At 67.4% G+C, this 15,261-nt stretch carries 13 protein-coding genes; 8 read left to right on the top strand and 5 right to left on the bottom strand.

What is annotated here, in order from left to right:
* Positions 1-66: 66 nt before the first annotated feature.
* From msbA to IB275_RS27720, 6 genes are all read left to right on the top strand, one after another.
* Positions 67-1,899, top strand: coding sequence for a lipid A export permease/ATP-binding protein MsbA (gene msbA, locus IB275_RS27745; protein WP_192293048.1), 1,833 nt, complete (start codon positions 67-69; stop codon positions 1,897-1,899).
* Between the two features lie 22 nt (positions 1,900-1,921).
* The gene (locus IB275_RS27740; RefSeq protein ID WP_192293046.1) at positions 1,922-2,818 is read left to right on the top strand and encodes a GNAT family N-acetyltransferase; all 897 of its coding nucleotides are present in this window, start codon (positions 1,922-1,924) and stop codon (positions 2,816-2,818) included.
* A 38-nt stretch (positions 2,819-2,856) separates the two neighbouring features.
* Positions 2,857-4,269 carry a PIG-L deacetylase family protein gene (locus IB275_RS27735; RefSeq protein ID WP_192293044.1) on the top strand — a complete coding sequence of 471 codons (1,413 nt, stop codon included), beginning with the start codon at positions 2,857-2,859 and terminating at the stop codon, positions 4,267-4,269.
* An 87-nt stretch (positions 4,270-4,356) separates the two neighbouring features.
* Entirely contained in the window at positions 4,357-5,781 is a 1,425-nt protein-coding gene (gene hldE, locus IB275_RS27730) for a bifunctional D-glycero-beta-D-manno-heptose-7-phosphate kinase/D-glycero-beta-D-manno-heptose 1-phosphate adenylyltransferase HldE (protein ID WP_081515487.1), read from the top strand.
* 158 nt (positions 5,782-5,939) lie between these two features.
* Positions 5,940-7,223, top strand: a complete 1,284-nt coding sequence (locus tag IB275_RS27725; protein ID WP_192293042.1) for an acyl-CoA dehydrogenase family protein — start codon at positions 5,940-5,942, stop codon at positions 7,221-7,223.
* Between the two features lie 10 nt (positions 7,224-7,233).
* Positions 7,234-8,439: an acyl-CoA dehydrogenase family protein gene (locus IB275_RS27720; RefSeq protein WP_192293040.1), complete on the top strand. Its 1,206-nt coding sequence runs from the start codon at positions 7,234-7,236 to the stop codon at positions 8,437-8,439.
* A 148-nt stretch (positions 8,440-8,587) separates the two neighbouring features.
* Here the strand turns inward: IB275_RS27720 and IB275_RS27715 are convergent, their stop codons facing one another.
* The 4 genes from IB275_RS27715 to IB275_RS27700 all read right to left on the bottom strand — a co-directional run bounded on the left by IB275_RS27715 (position 8,588) and on the right by IB275_RS27700 (position 12,206).
* Complete coding sequence (locus tag IB275_RS27715; RefSeq protein ID WP_192293038.1) at positions 8,588-9,499, bottom strand: NUDIX hydrolase; 912 nt, start codon at positions 9,497-9,499, stop codon at positions 8,588-8,590.
* A 320-nt stretch (positions 9,500-9,819) separates the two neighbouring features.
* Positions 9,820-10,623 (bottom strand): aldo/keto reductase, encoded by an 804-nt coding sequence (locus tag IB275_RS27710; protein ID WP_192293036.1) that lies wholly within the window; start codon positions 10,621-10,623, stop codon positions 9,820-9,822.
* On the bottom strand, positions 10,620-11,795 hold the full coding sequence (locus IB275_RS27705; protein ID WP_192293035.1) for an NAD(P)/FAD-dependent oxidoreductase: 1,176 nt from the start codon (positions 11,793-11,795) through the stop codon (positions 10,620-10,622). Before IB275_RS27705 ends, IB275_RS27710 begins: the two co-directional genes overlap by 4 nt.
* A 78-nt stretch (positions 11,796-11,873) precedes the next feature.
* Entirely contained in the window at positions 11,874-12,206 is a 333-nt protein-coding gene (locus IB275_RS27700) for a DMT family transporter (RefSeq protein ID WP_081515493.1), read from the bottom strand.
* Positions 12,207-12,341: 135 nt separating this feature from the next.
* On the opposite strand from IB275_RS27700, the gene IB275_RS27695 reads away from it, so the two are divergent.
* Positions 12,342-13,226, top strand: coding sequence for a LysR family transcriptional regulator (locus IB275_RS27695; protein WP_081515494.1), 885 nt, complete (start codon positions 12,342-12,344; stop codon positions 13,224-13,226).
* 127 nt (positions 13,227-13,353) lie between these two features.
* On the top strand, positions 13,354-14,634 hold the full coding sequence (gene waaA / locus IB275_RS27690; RefSeq protein WP_192293647.1) for a lipid IV(A) 3-deoxy-D-manno-octulosonic acid transferase: 1,281 nt from the start codon (positions 13,354-13,356) through the stop codon (positions 14,632-14,634).
* Here waaA and IB275_RS27685 read toward each other — a convergent pair.
* Positions 14,615-15,208, bottom strand: coding sequence for a helix-turn-helix domain-containing protein (locus IB275_RS27685; protein WP_081515496.1), 594 nt, complete (start codon positions 15,206-15,208; stop codon positions 14,615-14,617). The two genes, waaA and IB275_RS27685, sit on opposite strands and share 20 nt — an antisense overlap.
* Positions 15,209-15,261: the final 53 nt, after the last annotated feature.

Genomic DNA, 15,261 nt, shown 5'->3' with positions numbered 1-15,261 from the left:
CCCAGCCGCCGGGCAAACGAGAGCGCTGTGTTATAATCGCCGACCTTTTAAGCGTGCGATTCCTACATGTCCGGTAAAGAACCCCAGGCTCCTTCGAGCCTGAAGATCTACTTCCGACTGCTGTCCTATGTGCGTCCGTACATCGGGATGTTCCTGCTCAGCATCATCGGCTTCCTGATCTTCGCCGCGACCCAGCCGATGCTGGCGGGCATCCTCAAGTATTTCGTCGACGGCCTGGCCCATCCGGATGCCAAGCTGTTCCCCAACTCCTCCGTGGCCTGGCTTCGTGACCTGTCGCTGCTCTACGCAGTGCCGCTGCTGGTGGTGCTGATCGCCGTCTGGCAAGGCGTCGGCTCCTTCCTTGGCAACTACTTCATCGCCAAGGTTTCCCTGGGGCTGGTGCAGGACCTGCGTATCGCGCTGTTCAACAACCTGCTGACCCTGCCCAACCGCTATTTCGACAGCAATAACTCCGGCCACCTGATCTCGCGCATCACCTTCAACGTGACCATGGTCACCGGCGCCGCCACCGACGCCATCAAGGTGGTGATCCGCGAAGGCATGACCGTGGTCTTCCTGTTCCTCTCGCTGCTGTGGATGAACTGGAAACTGACCCTGGTGATGCTGGCGATCCTGCCGATCATCGCGGTGATGGTGACGACCGCCAGCCGCAAGTTCCGCAAGCAGAGCAAGAAGATCCAGGTGGCCATGGGCGACGTGACCCATGTGTCCTCCGAGACCATCCAGGGTTACCGCGTGGTTCGCAGCTTTGGCGGCGAGCCCTATGAGCGTGAACGTTTCCGACACGTGACCAGCGAGAACACCAGCAAGAACCTGCGCATGAACAAGACTTCGGCGATCTACACGCCGATGCTGCAGCTGGTGATCTACAGCGCCATGGCGGTGCTGCTGTACCTCGTGCTGTTGCTGCGTGGCGATGCCACCGTCGGCGACCTGGTGGCCTATATCTCCATGGCCGGCCTGCTGCCCAAGCCGATTCGCCAGCTGTCCGAAGTCAGCTCGACCATCCAGAAGGGCGTGGCCGGCGCGGAAAGCATCTTCGAGCAGCTCGACGAGCAGCCCGAGGTGGACAACGGCACCATCGAGCGTGACCGCGTGCAGGGGCGACTCGAAGTGAAGAACCTCAGCTTCACCTACCCAGGTACCGAGAAGAAGGTCCTCAACGACTTGAGCTTCAGCGTCGAACCGGGGCAGATGGTGGCGCTGGTCGGCCGCTCCGGCAGCGGCAAGTCGACCCTGGCCAACCTGATCCCGCGCTTCTACGACCACAGCGACGGGCAGATCCTGCTCGACGGCACCGACGTCGAAGACTACCGGCTGAGCAACCTGCGCCGGCACATCGCGCTGGTGACCCAGCAGGTCAATCTGTTCAACGACAGCGTGCTCAACAACATCGCCTACGGCGACCTCGCCAGCCGGCCGCGTGAAGCGGTGGAAAAGGCTGCCGATGACGCCTTCGCCCGCGAGTTCATCGACCGTCTTCCCGAAGGCTTCGAGACCGAGGTCGGCGAGAACGGCGTGATGCTTTCCGGCGGCCAGCGCCAGCGCCTGGCGATTGCCCGCGCGCTGCTCAAGGACGCCCCGGTGCTGATTCTCGACGAGGCTACCTCGGCACTGGACACCGAGTCCGAGCGGCACATCCAGGCCGCCCTGGAGAAGGTCATGGAAGGCCGCACCACCCTGGTCATCGCCCACCGCCTGAGCACCATCGAGGCGGCGGACCTGATCCTGGTGATGGACCAGGGCCACATCGTCGAGCGCGGTACCCACGACCAGCTGATTGCCCAGAACGGCTACTACGCCCGCCTGCATGCCCGCCAGTTCGCCGACGACCCGGTCGGCGGCAGCGAAGAAGCGCCTGTCGAGCAGCCGGTATGATGCAGGTGCGGAATCCCCCGGCATGCTGAATCGTCTGCGAGTCTTCCGCGAACACGGCTGGACGCCCATTGCGGCGGCCGACTATGCCGCCGCCTGGCAGCGCTTCGGCGGCAGCGTCGCCACCCATCCGGATGTGGTCGAGCGTCTCGCCCATCTGGCCGGTATTCCGGTGCGCTACCTGGGCTGGTTCGACGGCGATGAACTGCGAGCCGCCGTGCCGACCTGGGGGCGCAACCTGGCGCTGTCCAAGGACGTGCTCAAGCGCGAGGGCAAGAAGGCGCTGTTCGACCTGGGCAATGCCGAGATCATCCTGCCCATCGCCGAAGGTGCGCGCATCGAACTGCGCCATCAGGTGCGCTACCTCTCCGAGCTCAACCGCGAGCAGGTCTGCGACGCCCGCGAGCAGCCCGAACAGTTGGCGATGAACCGCGCGCCGGCCGACTTCTCGAAGAAATTCCGCTACAACCAGCGCCGCGAACAGCGCCTGCTGGAAGAGGCGGGCGGCGTGCTGCAGCCCATGAGCGAGCTGAGCCCTGAGGAGCAGGCGAGCATCTATGCCGACCTGTTTCAGCGTCGCTGGGAATTCGAAGTGCCGGGCAAGGCACGACTGGCCGAAGTCTTCGGCCTGATGCGCGACTTCATGCGGGGTTCGCTGGTGCGCCTGGACGGCGAGCCGGTGGCGATCCAGATTCTCTATCGGGTCGAAGCGCCGAAGTGGGTCAGCGTCGAGTACATCAACGGCGGCGTGGCTCCGGAGAACCGCGAGTTCAGCCCCGGCAGCGTGCTCAGCTTCGTCAATACGCAAGAGGCCTGGGCCGAGGCCGAGGCGCTGGGCAAGCCGCTGCGCTATTCCTTCGGCCGCGCCGATCGCGAGTACAAGGACCGCTGGTGCCACCGCGTGCCGGTGTTCCAGGTCTGACGCCCCGCCCGCGAAAGCGGGCTTGATGGAGAGTCGCCATGAGCGCCCGCAAGCAGCACCTGCTCAAACAGCACCGCCGCAAGAAGCGCGCGGTCCTGCTCGTCGCCCTGCTGGCGCTGATCCTGCTGGGCATCTTCGCGCCGTGGTGGAGCGTGCCGCTGGCCGTGTTGCTCGGCTGGGTCGCCCATGAAGCATGGTTCGCCGATCACCTGTTCTATTCGCCGCGCGACGACTACCGCTACGTCTTCCCGGAGGGCTCCATCGCCTTGCCGGTATCCCTCGGCCCGCACGGCCTGCACGTCGCCACCGGCGCGCTGCCGGAGAGCGAGGAGACGCTGGTGCTGGAGATCGAGATCAAGGCCTCGCTGCTCGGCCGCTGGCTCGACCCGCAGGTGCTGATCGAGGGCGTCGAGAACGATCGCCAGGACTTCGAGCGTGGCGTCAGCGGCAAGCGCTACATCAACCTCTCCGGCCAGGGAGAAGCACTGCGCTCCGGGCATCTGCGCATCCGCAGCCGCCATTGCCGGCTGGCGCAACAGGGTGTGCTGCACGCTTTCGACAATCCTGACTACGCCCGGCAGCGCCTGCTGATCATCGCGCCCCACGCGGACGATGCCGAGCTGGCCGCCTTTGGCCAGTACAGCCGCTGCCCGGAAGCCTGGATCGTCACCCTGACGCAAGGCGAGATCGAGGCCGAACACTACCAGCGTCTCGGTCTGGGCAAGGCCGAGGCCGCCCGGCTCAAGGGCCGCCTGCGCACCTGGGACAGCATTGCCGCACCGCTCTGGGGTGGCGTACCGGCCGAACGCTGCGTGCAACTGGGCTACTACTGCCTGCAGCTGCCGGCCATGGCCGCCGAGCCGAGCCAGGCGTTCGGCTCGAGGGAGTCCGGCGAGATCGACATCCGCAGCGTGCGCGGCTTTAACCCCTTCGCGCTGCCGGGCGACAGCGACGGCGCACCGACCTGGCTCAACCTGGTGGCCGACCTCACCGCGCTGATCGAGCACATCCGCCCGGAAGTGATCCTCACCGCGCACCCGGAACTGGACCCCCACGCCGACCACGTTCACGCCACCCAGGCGACGCTGGAGGCGATTTCGCGCAGCAGCTGGCAACCGCAGACGCTGCTGCTCTACGCCAACCACCTGCACGACAACGACCGCTGGCCCATGGGCCCGGCCGACGGTGGCATTGCCCTGCCGCCTTGTATCGAGGCATTGCCGGCCGACCCGCTGTGGAGCCCCGTGCTGGACACCGCGGTCCGCGTCGACAAGGCCCAGGCCCTGGCCCTGCAGCACGACCTGCAGACTCCGCTCACCGGCAAGAAACGCCTGCGCCGGCTGATCCAGCGCGTGCTCGCCGGCCGTCAGTGGCCGGCCACTGGCGACGACGAGTTCTTCCGCAAGGCGGTGCGCCGCCACGAGCTGTTCTGGGTTCGCAAAGTCCCCTAGGCATTGCCGTGACCGCCCGGTGTTCGGCGCAAGTCGCACTGGGCGGCTATGGTATTATCCGCGGCGATTTCGACCTGCGGAGTTCCCATGAAATTGACCATGCCCCGATTCGATCAGGCCCCCGTGCTGGTGGTAGGCGACGTGATGCTCGACCGCTACTGGCACGGCGCGACCTCGCGCATCTCGCCCGAGGCGCCGGTGCCCGTGGTGCGGGTCGAGCAGCATGAGGACCGCCCCGGTGGCGCCGCCAACGTCGCGCTGAACCTTGCCGCCCTCGGCGCCCCGGCCTTCCTGGTCGGCGTCACCGGCGTCGACGAAGCCGCCGACAGCCTGAGCGACAGCCTGCAGGCAGTGGGCGTGACCACCCGCTTCCAGCGCATCGCCGGCCAGCCGACCATCGTCAAGCTGCGGGTCATGAGCCGCCACCAGCAACTGCTGCGCGTGGACTTCGAGGAAGCCTTCCGTACCGACGCCGTGGCCCTGTCCGCCGACGTCGAGGCGCTGCTGGACCAGGTCCGCGTGCTGGTGCTCTCCGACTACGGCAAGGGTGCGCTGAAGAACCACCAGCAACTGATCCAGGCTGCCCGCCAGCGCGGCATCCCGGTGCTGGCGGATCCCAAGGGCAAGGACTTCGCCATCTACCGTGGCGCCAGCCTGATCACCCCGAACCTCTCCGAATTCGAAGCCATTGTCGGTCGCTGCACCGACGAGGCCGACCTGGTCGCCAAGGGGCAGAAACTGATGACCGAGCTGGAGCTCGGCGCGCTGCTGGTCACCCGTGGCGAACACGGCATGACCCTGCTGCGTCCGGGCCACAGCGCCCTGCACTTGCCGGCCCGTGCCCGCGAGGTGTTCGACGTCACCGGCGCCGGCGACACGGTGATTTCCACCCTGGCCGGCGCCATCGCCGCCGGTGAAGACCTGCCGCAGGCCGTGGCCCTGGCCAATCTCGCGGCCGGTATCGTCGTCGGCAAGCTCGGCACCGCCGCCATCAGCGCCCCGGAACTGCGCCGCGCCGTGCAGCGCGAGCAGGGCTCCGAGCGTGGCGTACTGAGCCTCGAACAACTGCTGCTGGCCATCGAGGACGCCCGCGCCCACGGCGAGAAGATCGTCTTCACCAACGGCTGCTTCGACATCCTCCATGCCGGTCACGTGACCTACCTGGAACAGGCCCGCGCCCAGGGCGACCGCCTGATCGTCGCCACCAACGACGACGCCTCGGTGACCCGCCTGAAAGGCCCGGGCCGCCCGATCAACAGCGTCGACCGCCGCATGGCCGTACTCGCCGGCCTCGGCGCGGTGGACTGGGTCGTCAGCTTCGCAGAGGACACCCCCGAACGCCTGCTCACCGAAGTCCGCCCTGACGTGCTGGTGAAGGGCGGCGACTATGGCGTCGAGCAGGTGGTCGGTGCTGACATCGTCAAGGCCTACGGCGGCGAAGTCCGCGTGCTGGGCCTGGTGGAAAACAGCTCCACCACCGCGATCGTCGAGAAGATTCGCCACCAGGGCTGATCCGCTCCGTCGCAAGTAGGGCGCTACCGGGTAGCGCCCTTTTTGTTGGTGGCTGGGCACTGACCGCTCTGCCAGTCACCGACGGCAAAGCGGTCATGGTCCCTGCGGCATTTTGCAGCGCATGATCGGGGCATCCACCCTCCGCGGAGCGAGATGCCATGACCACCGACGTGCAGGGCCGCGCCCTGGCCGTGCTGAACCGTGTCGCCCAGGCCGACTGGCCGGACCGACTGAAGCTGCGCAAACCCTTCGAAAGACTCCTCTACAGCGGCAGCCGCACCGGCTTCCGGCTGGCCAGCGAGCGCGCCGCAAAACAGCCCAAGAAGCCACGCAAGGCCGACCCGGACGGGCTGTTCGACCTGTCCCTGTCCGACGAGCAGCAGATGCTCGTGGAGATGCTCGAAGGTTTCGCCGCCGAAGTACTGCGCCCGGCTGCCCATGAGGCCGACGCCAAGGCCAGCCTGAGCCTCGAGCTGTTGGCCCAGGCGCAGGAACTGGGCCTGACCCATTACGGTGTCAGCGAGGTGCACGGCGGCATGGCCGGCGAGCGCACCGTGGTGACCAACGCGCTGATCGCCGAATCCCTCGCCCGTGGTGACCTGAGCCTGGCTGCCGCGCTGCTGGTGCCGCTGTCGGCGGCCAACTGCATTCGCCGCTGGGCTTCGGCGCAACAGCAGGCGCGCTGGCTGCCGGCTTTCGTCAGCGAAGAAGCGGCGCCGCTGATCGCCATCGCGGTGAACGAGCCGCAGCTGCTGGCCGATCCGCTGCGCCCGGCCACCAAGGCGCGCAAGCGGGGTTCGAGCTACACCTTGACTGGCGAGAAATGCCTGGTCGTGCGTGGCGTGGATGCGCAGAAGCTGATCGTTGCGGCGGATGCCGGTGACGGCCCGGCGCTGTTTCTGGTCGATACCCGCGCCAAGGGCGTCGAAGTGCGCGCCGAACCGGCCATGGGCCTGAAGGCCACCGGCACCGCTCGGGTTCGCTTCAAGGGCGTGAAGGTTCCGGCCGAACAGCGGCTGGCGGCGGAGCGCTTCGATTATCAATCCTTCCTCGACTACACCGCACTGGCCTGGTGTGCGCTGGCCGTGGGCACCGGGCAGGCCGCGCTGGACTACGTGATCACCTACTGCAACGAGCGCGAGGCCTTCGGTGAGCCGATCAGTCATCGCCAGGGCGTGGCCTTCATGGTCGCGGACATCGCCGTCGAACTGGACGCCATGCGCCTGATGGTCTGGCGCGCCTGCGCGCTGGCCGAGCGTGGCGAGGCGTTCCACCGCGAGGCTTATCTCGCGAAGCTGCTCTGCGCCGAGAAGGCGATGAAGATCGGTACCGACGCGGTGCAACTGCTCGGCGGCCACGGTTTCACCCAGGAACACCCGGCCGAGCGCTGGTACCGCGATCTGCGCGCCGTCAGCCTGATGGCTGGCGGCCTGCACCTGTAAGGAGCTTTGCATGTACCTCGAGACGCCGAAGAAATTCCGCACCTTGCAGAACCAGGCCCGCCAGGTGGCGGAGAACTACCTGCGACCGATTTCGCGCAAGTACGACAAGGCTGAGCACGCCTACCCCAAGGAGCTGGACCTGCTGGCCGCGCTGCTGGACGGCATGAACGCCGGCTCGCCGGACGCCGTCGGCGCCACCTCGGCCAGCAAGCGCAAGGCCGGGGCGGAGGAGGGCGTGAAGAACGGCGGCAACCTGTCCGCCTGCCTGGGCGTGATGGAGATGTGCTGGGGCGACACCGGCCTGCTGCTGGCCATGCCGCGCCAGGGGCTGGGCAACGCCGCCATCGCTGCGGTGGCCAACGAGGAGCAGCTCAAGCGCTTCTCCGGGACCTGGGCGGCCATGGCCATCACCGAGCCGGGCTGCGGCTCGGACTCGGCGGCGATCCGCACCACCGCCACTCGCGACGGTGATGACTATCTGCTCAACGGCGAGAAGATCTTCGTCACTTCCGGCGCCCGCGCCGACGCGGTGGTGGTCTGGGCGACCCTGGACAAGAGCCTCGGCCGTGCGGCGATCAAGTCCTTCGTGGTGGAGAAGGGCACGCCGGGGATGACCGTCACCCGCTTGGAGAAGAAGCTCGGCATCAAGGCGTCGGACACCGCGTCCATCAGCTTCAGCGACTGCCGTGTGCCGGCCGCCAACCTGCTGGGCAATGCCGAGATCGACGTGCAGAAAGGTTTTGCCGGGGTGATGGAGACCTTCGACAACACCCGTCCGCTGGTCGCTGCCATGGCCATCGGCGTCGCCAAGGCTTCGCTGGACCGCACCCGCGAGCTGCTGAGGAAGGCGGGTTGCCGCTTCGACTATCGCCAGCCGCTGCTCAGCGCCAGCCATGCCGAAGCGACGCTGTATCGCCTGGAATCCGAATGGGAGGCGGCGCGCCTGTTGACCCTGAAGGCCGCCTGGATGGCAGACAACCGCCTGCCCAACTCCAAGGAGGCTTCCATTGCCAAGGCCAAGGCCGGGCGGGTGGCCAACGAGGTGACGCTGAAATGCGTCGAGCTGGCCGGCGCACTGGGCTATGGGGAAGAGGAACTGCTGGAGAAGTGGGCGCGGGATTCGAAGATCCTCGACATCTTCGAAGGCACCCAGCAGATCCAGTTGTTGATCGTGGCGCGGCGGTTGCTGGGCAAGAGTTCCAGTCAGCTCAAGTAAGCCGAGCCGCTTTTTGTAGGAGCGAGAGGGACGCCTGGTTATTGCTCGCGAACCAAAGCAACCGGCCAGGCCGGCGTTGGGCGGTTCGCGAGCAAGCTCGCTGCTACAGGAAAGCCGCTGTCAGGTCGGCCGGTTCACGTGGGTGGAATCAGGCCGTGCGCCGCCCGCTGCCGGCATTGCCGGCGGCGGGCGGCCACTGCTCCATCCATTCGCGGAAGCGGATACGCTCCTCGCGCACGAGCCAGCCATCCTGCTCGGCAAAACTCTCCGACAGCCACAGGCCACGGGTGCTGGCCTTGCACAGCTCGCCCTTGCTCAGGGTGAACAGCTCGCCGGTCGGCTCGCCGTGCTCCAGCGGCAGCAGGTAGATGTCCGGGCGACGGCGGTCCAACCGCGCCACCAGCGGGCCGCTCTCGAGTTTCTCGTCGACATGGAACAGGCTGACCTCGCGGGCATCCTTGGGCAGCTCCATGCGCAGGTCATAGACCAACTGCAGCGAGGCTGTCGGCAGGTGCACATAGGCCTGCGGGCGCTCCAGCAAGCGCAGCGCGCCGGCCTGCACCGGGCGCGAGGCGCCGGACAGCGGGGTCAGGGAGAAGTGGCTGGTTTCACGGTAGCGCAGGATGCCCTCGTAGGGCGTCGGCAGCCAGGTGTCGCCGAAGCGCCCGCCGAGCCAGCCGTCGGCGGTTTCCACCAGGCATTCCTCGGCCACTTCCTGGATAGCGGTGAGCAGCGGCAGGTTCAGTTCGTGGGCCGGCACATAGCCGGAAATCAGCTTGAGCACCGTGTCGCCACGGTCCAGGCGGCGTTGGCGCACCAGGATCCAGTGGTCGCGGCCCTGGTAGTTCAGGGTCAGGCGCACCGAGACGCCAAGGTTGGCCAGCTCGCTGACGAAGCGTTCGGTTTCGTTGATCTCGATGGGGCGGCGCTTTTCCAGGACCTGGGCGAAGTTCAGGGGCTTGCCGAGGGTCTGGTAAATGAGACCTTCCGGGCTGGCTTCCACCAGCAGCGGCAGGGTCTTGAAGGCGGTCGGGTCCTTGCGGGCGAGCGTACGGGGCATAGGGTCTTCCTTCTCGTACAGGGCGCCGGGTTGCGCTGGCGCGTCCTTACCGTGGTAAGCGACGCCGACGCGAACGCTGACCGTCTGCTGGGGACGGTCCGGCCGATCGTTCAATTACGGGGTCGCTACAACCTAGACAGCCTGACACCGTTCCTGGTGTCATCGAAAATCCAAAGGATTTCCGGATTTTTCCCTGAAAGGCTTGGCGATTCCGAGGCTTTTGCGTGGGAATCGCCGGCTGGCGACAGTTTCTGTGCCCGCGGTTTTTGCCGGGGGAGTTGGAGCATGGCACAGGAATACGTAATCCACATGACCGCCGATCAGCGGTCGAGGACCTCGGCGGCGATGGTCACGTTGTGCGCGAGATGCAGTGGATTGATGGTGCCGACGATGGCGCTGGCGACGCCGGGATGGCCGAGCACCAGCTCGAAGCTGGCGCGCACCGGGTCGACACTGGGGGCGAGGGTAGCGTGGCCGCTGGCCAGGGCCTTCTTGATCAGGATGCCGCGGCCGTGGGCCTGGGCATGGTCGATCACCGGCTTTTCCGCCTGCTCGTTGAGGTTGTAGGTGACCATCGCGCAGTCGCCGCGCTCCAGGGCCAGCAGGCCGCCGTCGGCAGTCTTGCCGGAGAAGCCGAAGCCGCGGATCAGCCCTTCTTCCTTCAACCGCTCAAGGGTTGCGTAGACCTCGGTGCCGCGCAGGATGTCCAGGTCATTGCCGTCGGAATGCACCAGCACCAGGTCGATGTAGTCGGTTTCCAGACGCTGCAGGCTGCGTTCCACCGAGCGGCGCGTGTGGGCGGCGCTGAAGTCGAATTGCGACTGGCCGCCGACGAACTCCTCGCCGGTCTTGCTGACGATCACCCACTGGTCGCGCTGGCCGCGCAGCAGCGGGCCGAGGCGCTCCTCACTGTGGCCGTAGGCCGGCGCGGTGTCGATCAGGTTGATGCCCAGCTCGCGGGCGAGCGCGATCAGGTCGGCGGCCTCGCGGTCATCGGGGATGCGGAAGCCTTCGGGGTACTTCACGCCCTGGTCGCGGCCGAGTTTCACGGTACCCAGGCCCAGTGGAGAGACGTTCAGGCCGGTGCTGCCCAGCGGGCGATGCAGGTGATGCAAGGTCTTCATCCGAGCAGTTCCTCCCACACCGGGCGGGCCATGGCCGGGCGCGGCAGGTCCGGCAGGGCGGCGCTCGCCTGCGGGCGGATGCCGCTTTTCTCCAGGGACTCCAGCACGCGGTCGGCGAAGTTCGGCGCCAGGGCCAGCTTGGTCGGCCAGCCGACCAGCAGGGTGCCGTCTTCGGCGAGGAAGGCGCTGTCCGGGCGCAGCAGGTTGTTCTGCGAGGGTTCGGCGCGGTCCACGCGCAGGGTTGCCCAGCGGGCGCCGGAGAGGTCGATCCACGGCACCAGCTTGTGCAGCTCGCGCTGCGCCTCGGCGATCTGCTCGGCCTCGTTGCGGGCCACGCCGCCGGCTTCGGCGATGTCGCCGCCCAGGTACCAGACCCAGTCGCCGTTGCTCAGCGGGTGGGTGGTGACGGTGACGCGCGGTTTCGGCCCGCCGCCGAGGCAGTGGGCGTACAGCGGTTTCAGGGTCGGCGCGGTGACCAGCACCATGTGCAGCGGGCGACGCTGCATCTCCGGGCGCTCCAGGCCCAGCTCGCGCAGCAGGGCCTCGTTGCCGGCGCCGGCGCTGAGCACCACGCGTTGGGCGCGGATTTCGCGGCCATCCACGCGCAGGCCGATCAGCCTGTCAGCGTCGCGCAGGGCTTCGAGGCGTTCGCCAGCCAGCAGGCTGTCACCGGCCAGTTCGGCCAGGCGAGCGACCAGGCTGGGCACGTCCAGCACCAGTTCGGTGAGGCGGTAGGCCTTGCCCTTGAAGGCCTTGTCCTGCAGGGCTGGCGGCAGGTCGCTGCCCTTCACCTGGGCGACGCGACTGCGCACTGCCTTGCTGGCGAAGAAGCTGGTGAGGTTGCCGGCCAAGCCGCCGGGCGACCACAGGTAATGGGCGTCGGACAGCAGGCGCACGCCGCGCAGGTCTACCTCGCCGGTGCCGGCCAGGCAATCGCGCCATAGCGCCGGCATGTCGGCGATGGCTTCGGAGGCGCCAGTCAGCGCGCCGTGCAGGGCGTATTTGGTGCCGCCATGGATGATCCCCTGCGAGCGCATGCTCTGCACGCCGCCTAGCGCAGTGTTCTCCACCAGCACGGTGGAAAAGCCGGCGCGCCGCAGGCGGGCATTGAGCCAGAGACCGGCGATGCCGCCGCCGACGATAAGGATGTCGGTGCTCAGGGATTCGGACATGAAAGCGCCTCGAGGGAAAAACGAAGCGCGCAGTATAACCCGATGGCGCGCGGCGACAGGCCGCGCACCATGGCCACATCAGTGACCGGCGTTGCCGGAGAACAGCTGGATCACCACCACGCCGCTGACGATCAGGCCCATGCCGAACAGGGCGGCGGTATCGAGCTTCTGCTGGTAGAGCACCAGCGCCGCGATGCTGACCAGCACGATGCCCAGGCCCGCCCAGATGGCGTAGGCGATGCCGACCGGAATGCTGCGCACCACCAGGGTGAGCATCCAGAAGGAAATGGCGTAGCCGACGATCACCAGCACCAGCGGCAGGGGCGTGGAGAAGCCCTTCACTGATTTCAGCGAAGCGGTGGCGATGACTTCGGCGACGATGGCGATGGCGAGGTAGAGATAGCCGGGCATGGTGGGTGCTCCCCGGAACGACACGCCGCTCGGTATGAGCGACACGCAGCTGACGTTCGAATCTGCCGGGCATTCTAGTCCCCTGGATGATGGGATAAAGTCATTACCTATCTGAATTGGAGATGGGTGTCGGCCATGCAGTGGAACCTGGATCAGTTGCGACTCTTCGTCAGCGTCGCCGATCAATCTTCCTTCTCGGCGGCGGCGCGACAGCTGCAGCGCGTGCAGTCGGCGGTGAGTTCCTCCATCGCGCTGCTGGAGAGCGACCTGGGCGTCACCCTGTTCGAACGCAGCAGCGGCCGCCAGCCGGTGCTGACCGGCGAGGGCAGGGCGCTGCTGGATGAAGCCCGTGAGGTGCTGCGCCAGTGCGAGCGCCTGGAAAGCCGGGCGCTGGCGCTGGTGCGCGGCACCGAGCCGTTGCTGCGCCTCGCGCAGGACGAGGCGATGCCCTACCAGCCGGTGCTTTCCGGGCTGCAGGCGCTGGCGCAGGAATTCCCTACCCTGGAGGTGCAGCTGGCCAGCGGCGCCCAGGGCGACGTGGCGCGCAAGCTGCTGGAGCGCCGCGCCGACCTCGGCCTGCTGTTCCATCATGAGGGCATGCCCGAGCAACTGGAGCGGCAGCGGCTGGGCACCATCGAAATGGTCACCGTGTGCGGCGCCGGGCACGAGCTGGCCAGGCTGGACTACGCCGACCGCCGTGAGCTGGCGCGGCATCGCCAGTTGCTGATGGCCCCGCAGGACAGCCACTACCCCGGAGGCGAGCAGATCAGCCCGCTGGTCTGGCGCGCCGACAGCTTCTACGCCATGGCCGAACTGCTGATGCGAGACCTCGGTTGGGCCTGGCTGCCGACCCACGTGGCGCAGTACCCGGCTTACCAGCCGCTGCTGGTGGAACTGGCCAGCGACTGGACGCCACCACCGCTGGTGGTGGAGCTGGTCTGGCGCCGCGACGAGCCGCTGGGGCCGGCGGCGCAGTGGTTGGGCGAGTGCTTCGCGGAGCACCTCGCTTCGCCGGTCTGAAGAGCTTTTCGTAGGGCGGATAACCTGGAACCGGTTATCCGCCGGCTCTTGCTCGGCGGATAGCGCTGGCGCGGCTCTGACGGATTCTGCGGCGGGGGATGAGGGGAATTTGCTACTCTCCGCCGCCATGAACCGGACCCTCTATACCCTGCTGTTCCACCTGGGCCTGCCGCTGATCGCGCTGCGCCTGTTCCTGCGTTCGCGCAAGGCGCCCGCCTATGCCCAGCGCGTCGGCGAGCGCTTCGCCCTCGGCCTGCCGGCGCTCAAGCCCGGTGGCATCTGGGTGCACGCGGTGTCGGTGGGCGAGAGCATCGCTGCCGCGCCGATGATCCGCGCGCTGATGCAGCGCCACCCTGGCCTGCCAATCACCGTCACCTGCATGACGCCCACCGGCTCCGAGCGCATCCGCGCGCTGTTCGGCGACCAGGTGCAGCACTGCTACCTGCCTTACGACCTGCCCTGTGCGGCGGCGCGCTTCCTCGACCGTGCGCAGCCGGTGCTGGGCGTGATCATGGAAACCGAGCTGTGGCCGAACCACATCCACCAGTGCGCCAAGCGCGGCATACCGGTGGCTCTGGCCAATGCGCGGCTGTCCGAACGCTCAGCGCGCGGTTACGCGCGCTTCGCCGGGCTGACCCGGCCGATGCTGGAAGAGATGAGCTGGATCGCCGTGCAGACCGAGACCGAAGCCGAACGCTTCCGCCAGCTGGGTGCGCGCCCGGACTGCGTGAGCGTGACCGGTTCGATCAAGTTCGACCTGACCATCGATCCCGAGCTGCTGGCGCGCGCCAGTGACCTGCGCAGCCAGTGGCAGGCGCTGCAGCGACCAGTCTGGATTGCCGCCAGCACCCATGCCGGGGAAGACGAAATCATCCTCGCTGCGCACCGCCAGCTGCTGGAGAAACACCCGGACGCACTGCTGATTCTGGTGCCGCGTCACCCGGAACGCTTCAACCCTATGTTCGAGCTGTGCAGCCGCGAAGGCTTGCGCACCCTGCGCCGCTCCACCGGTGAGCAGGTCAAGGCGGACACCCAGGTGCTGCTGGGCGACACCATGGGCGAGTTGCTGTTCCTCTATGCGCTGGCCGATGTCGCCTTCGTCGGCGGCAGCCTGGTGCCCAATGGCGGGCACAACCTGCTGGAACCGGCGGCTCTGGGCAAGCCGGTGCTGTCCGGCCCGCATCTGTTCAACTTCCTGGAAATCGCCGCGCAACTGCGCGAGGTCGGCGCGCTGCGCGAAGTGGCTGATGCGCCTTCGCTGGCGGTGGCGGTGGCCGCCCTGTGGGACGAGCCGGCTTCTGCCGAGCGCATGGCCGATGCCGGCCTGGGCGTGATGAGGGCCAACCAGGGCGCGCTGGAGCGTTTGCTGGATGGCCTCGGGCGACTGATCAGAAAGTCGGCGGCGTAATTACCCAGAGCACCACGGCATCCACCTCGCCGGGGTTGCCGTAGCGGTGCGGCTCCTGGCTGGAATAGCTGAAGCTGTCGCCTTCGTTGAGCACGAAATGCCGCTCGCCCACCCAGAGCTCGAAGGTGCCGCTGAGCAGGTAGCCGGCCTCCTCGCCGTCGTGGCTGTAGCTCTGCTGGCTGTAGGTGCCGGGCGGAAACTTCGAGTGGAGGATTTCCAGCTGGCGGCTGGGCTGCGGGCTGAGCAGTTCGTCGACGATGCCGTCTTCGTAATGCACGCTGGTACGGGCGTTGCGGCGCACCACGTAGCCGGCGTCGGCCGGGTCGACCTGAACTTCGCTGGCGAAGAACCACTGGATCGTGACGCCCAGGCTGCGGGCGATGTTGAACAGCGCCGGGATCGATGGGTAGGCCAGGTTGCGTTCCAGCTGACTGATGTAGCCGGCGGTGAGTCCGCTCTGCTCGGCCAGCTCCGCCAGCGTCATGCCACGGCGCTTGCGCAGGCCGCGGATGCGGGTGCCGAGGAACTGAGCTTCGGCGTTGGCGGGGGCTTCCTGCGGGGCTTTGCGGCTCATGCGGCGGTGGTCCTGGCGATTGGCGTCGTGAGGCATTCTAAACAATGCGCCGG

Origin of the sequence: Pseudomonas sp. PDM21 (assembly GCF_014852505.2) — a bacterium.
GTDB lineage: Bacteria > Pseudomonadota > Gammaproteobacteria > Pseudomonadales > Pseudomonadaceae > Pseudomonas.
This window is presented reverse-complemented; position numbering and strand designations above follow the sequence as displayed.

Excerpts from the sequence above, each read along its gene's own strand:
- msbA (WP_192293048.1), top strand. The coding sequence starts at position 67 with ATGTCCGGTAAAGAACCCCAGGCTCCTTCGAGCCTGAAGATCTACTTC.
- IB275_RS27740 (WP_192293046.1), top strand. The coding sequence starts at position 1,922 with ATGCTGAATCGTCTGCGAGTCTTCCGCGAACACGGCTGGACGCCCATT.
- IB275_RS27735 (WP_192293044.1), top strand. The coding sequence starts at position 2,857 with ATGAGCGCCCGCAAGCAGCACCTGCTCAAACAGCACCGCCGCAAGAAG.
- hldE (WP_081515487.1), top strand. The coding sequence starts at position 4,357 with ATGAAATTGACCATGCCCCGATTCGATCAGGCCCCCGTGCTGGTGGTA.
- IB275_RS27725 (WP_192293042.1), top strand. The coding sequence starts at position 5,940 with ATGACCACCGACGTGCAGGGCCGCGCCCTGGCCGTGCTGAACCGTGTC.
- IB275_RS27720 (WP_192293040.1), top strand. The coding sequence starts at position 7,234 with ATGTACCTCGAGACGCCGAAGAAATTCCGCACCTTGCAGAACCAGGCC.
- IB275_RS27715 (WP_192293038.1), bottom strand. The coding sequence starts at position 9,499 with ATGCCCCGTACGCTCGCCCGCAAGGACCCGACCGCCTTCAAGACCCTG.
- IB275_RS27710 (WP_192293036.1), bottom strand. The coding sequence starts at position 10,623 with ATGAAGACCTTGCATCACCTGCATCGCCCGCTGGGCAGCACCGGCCTG.
- IB275_RS27705 (WP_192293035.1), bottom strand. The coding sequence starts at position 11,795 with ATGTCCGAATCCCTGAGCACCGACATCCTTATCGTCGGCGGCGGCATC.
- IB275_RS27700 (WP_081515493.1), bottom strand. The coding sequence starts at position 12,206 with ATGCCCGGCTATCTCTACCTCGCCATCGCCATCGTCGCCGAAGTCATC.
- IB275_RS27695 (WP_081515494.1), top strand. The coding sequence starts at position 12,342 with ATGCAGTGGAACCTGGATCAGTTGCGACTCTTCGTCAGCGTCGCCGAT.
- waaA (WP_192293647.1), top strand. The coding sequence starts at position 13,354 with ATGAACCGGACCCTCTATACCCTGCTGTTCCACCTGGGCCTGCCGCTG.
- IB275_RS27685 (WP_081515496.1), bottom strand. The coding sequence starts at position 15,208 with ATGAGCCGCAAAGCCCCGCAGGAAGCCCCCGCCAACGCCGAAGCTCAG.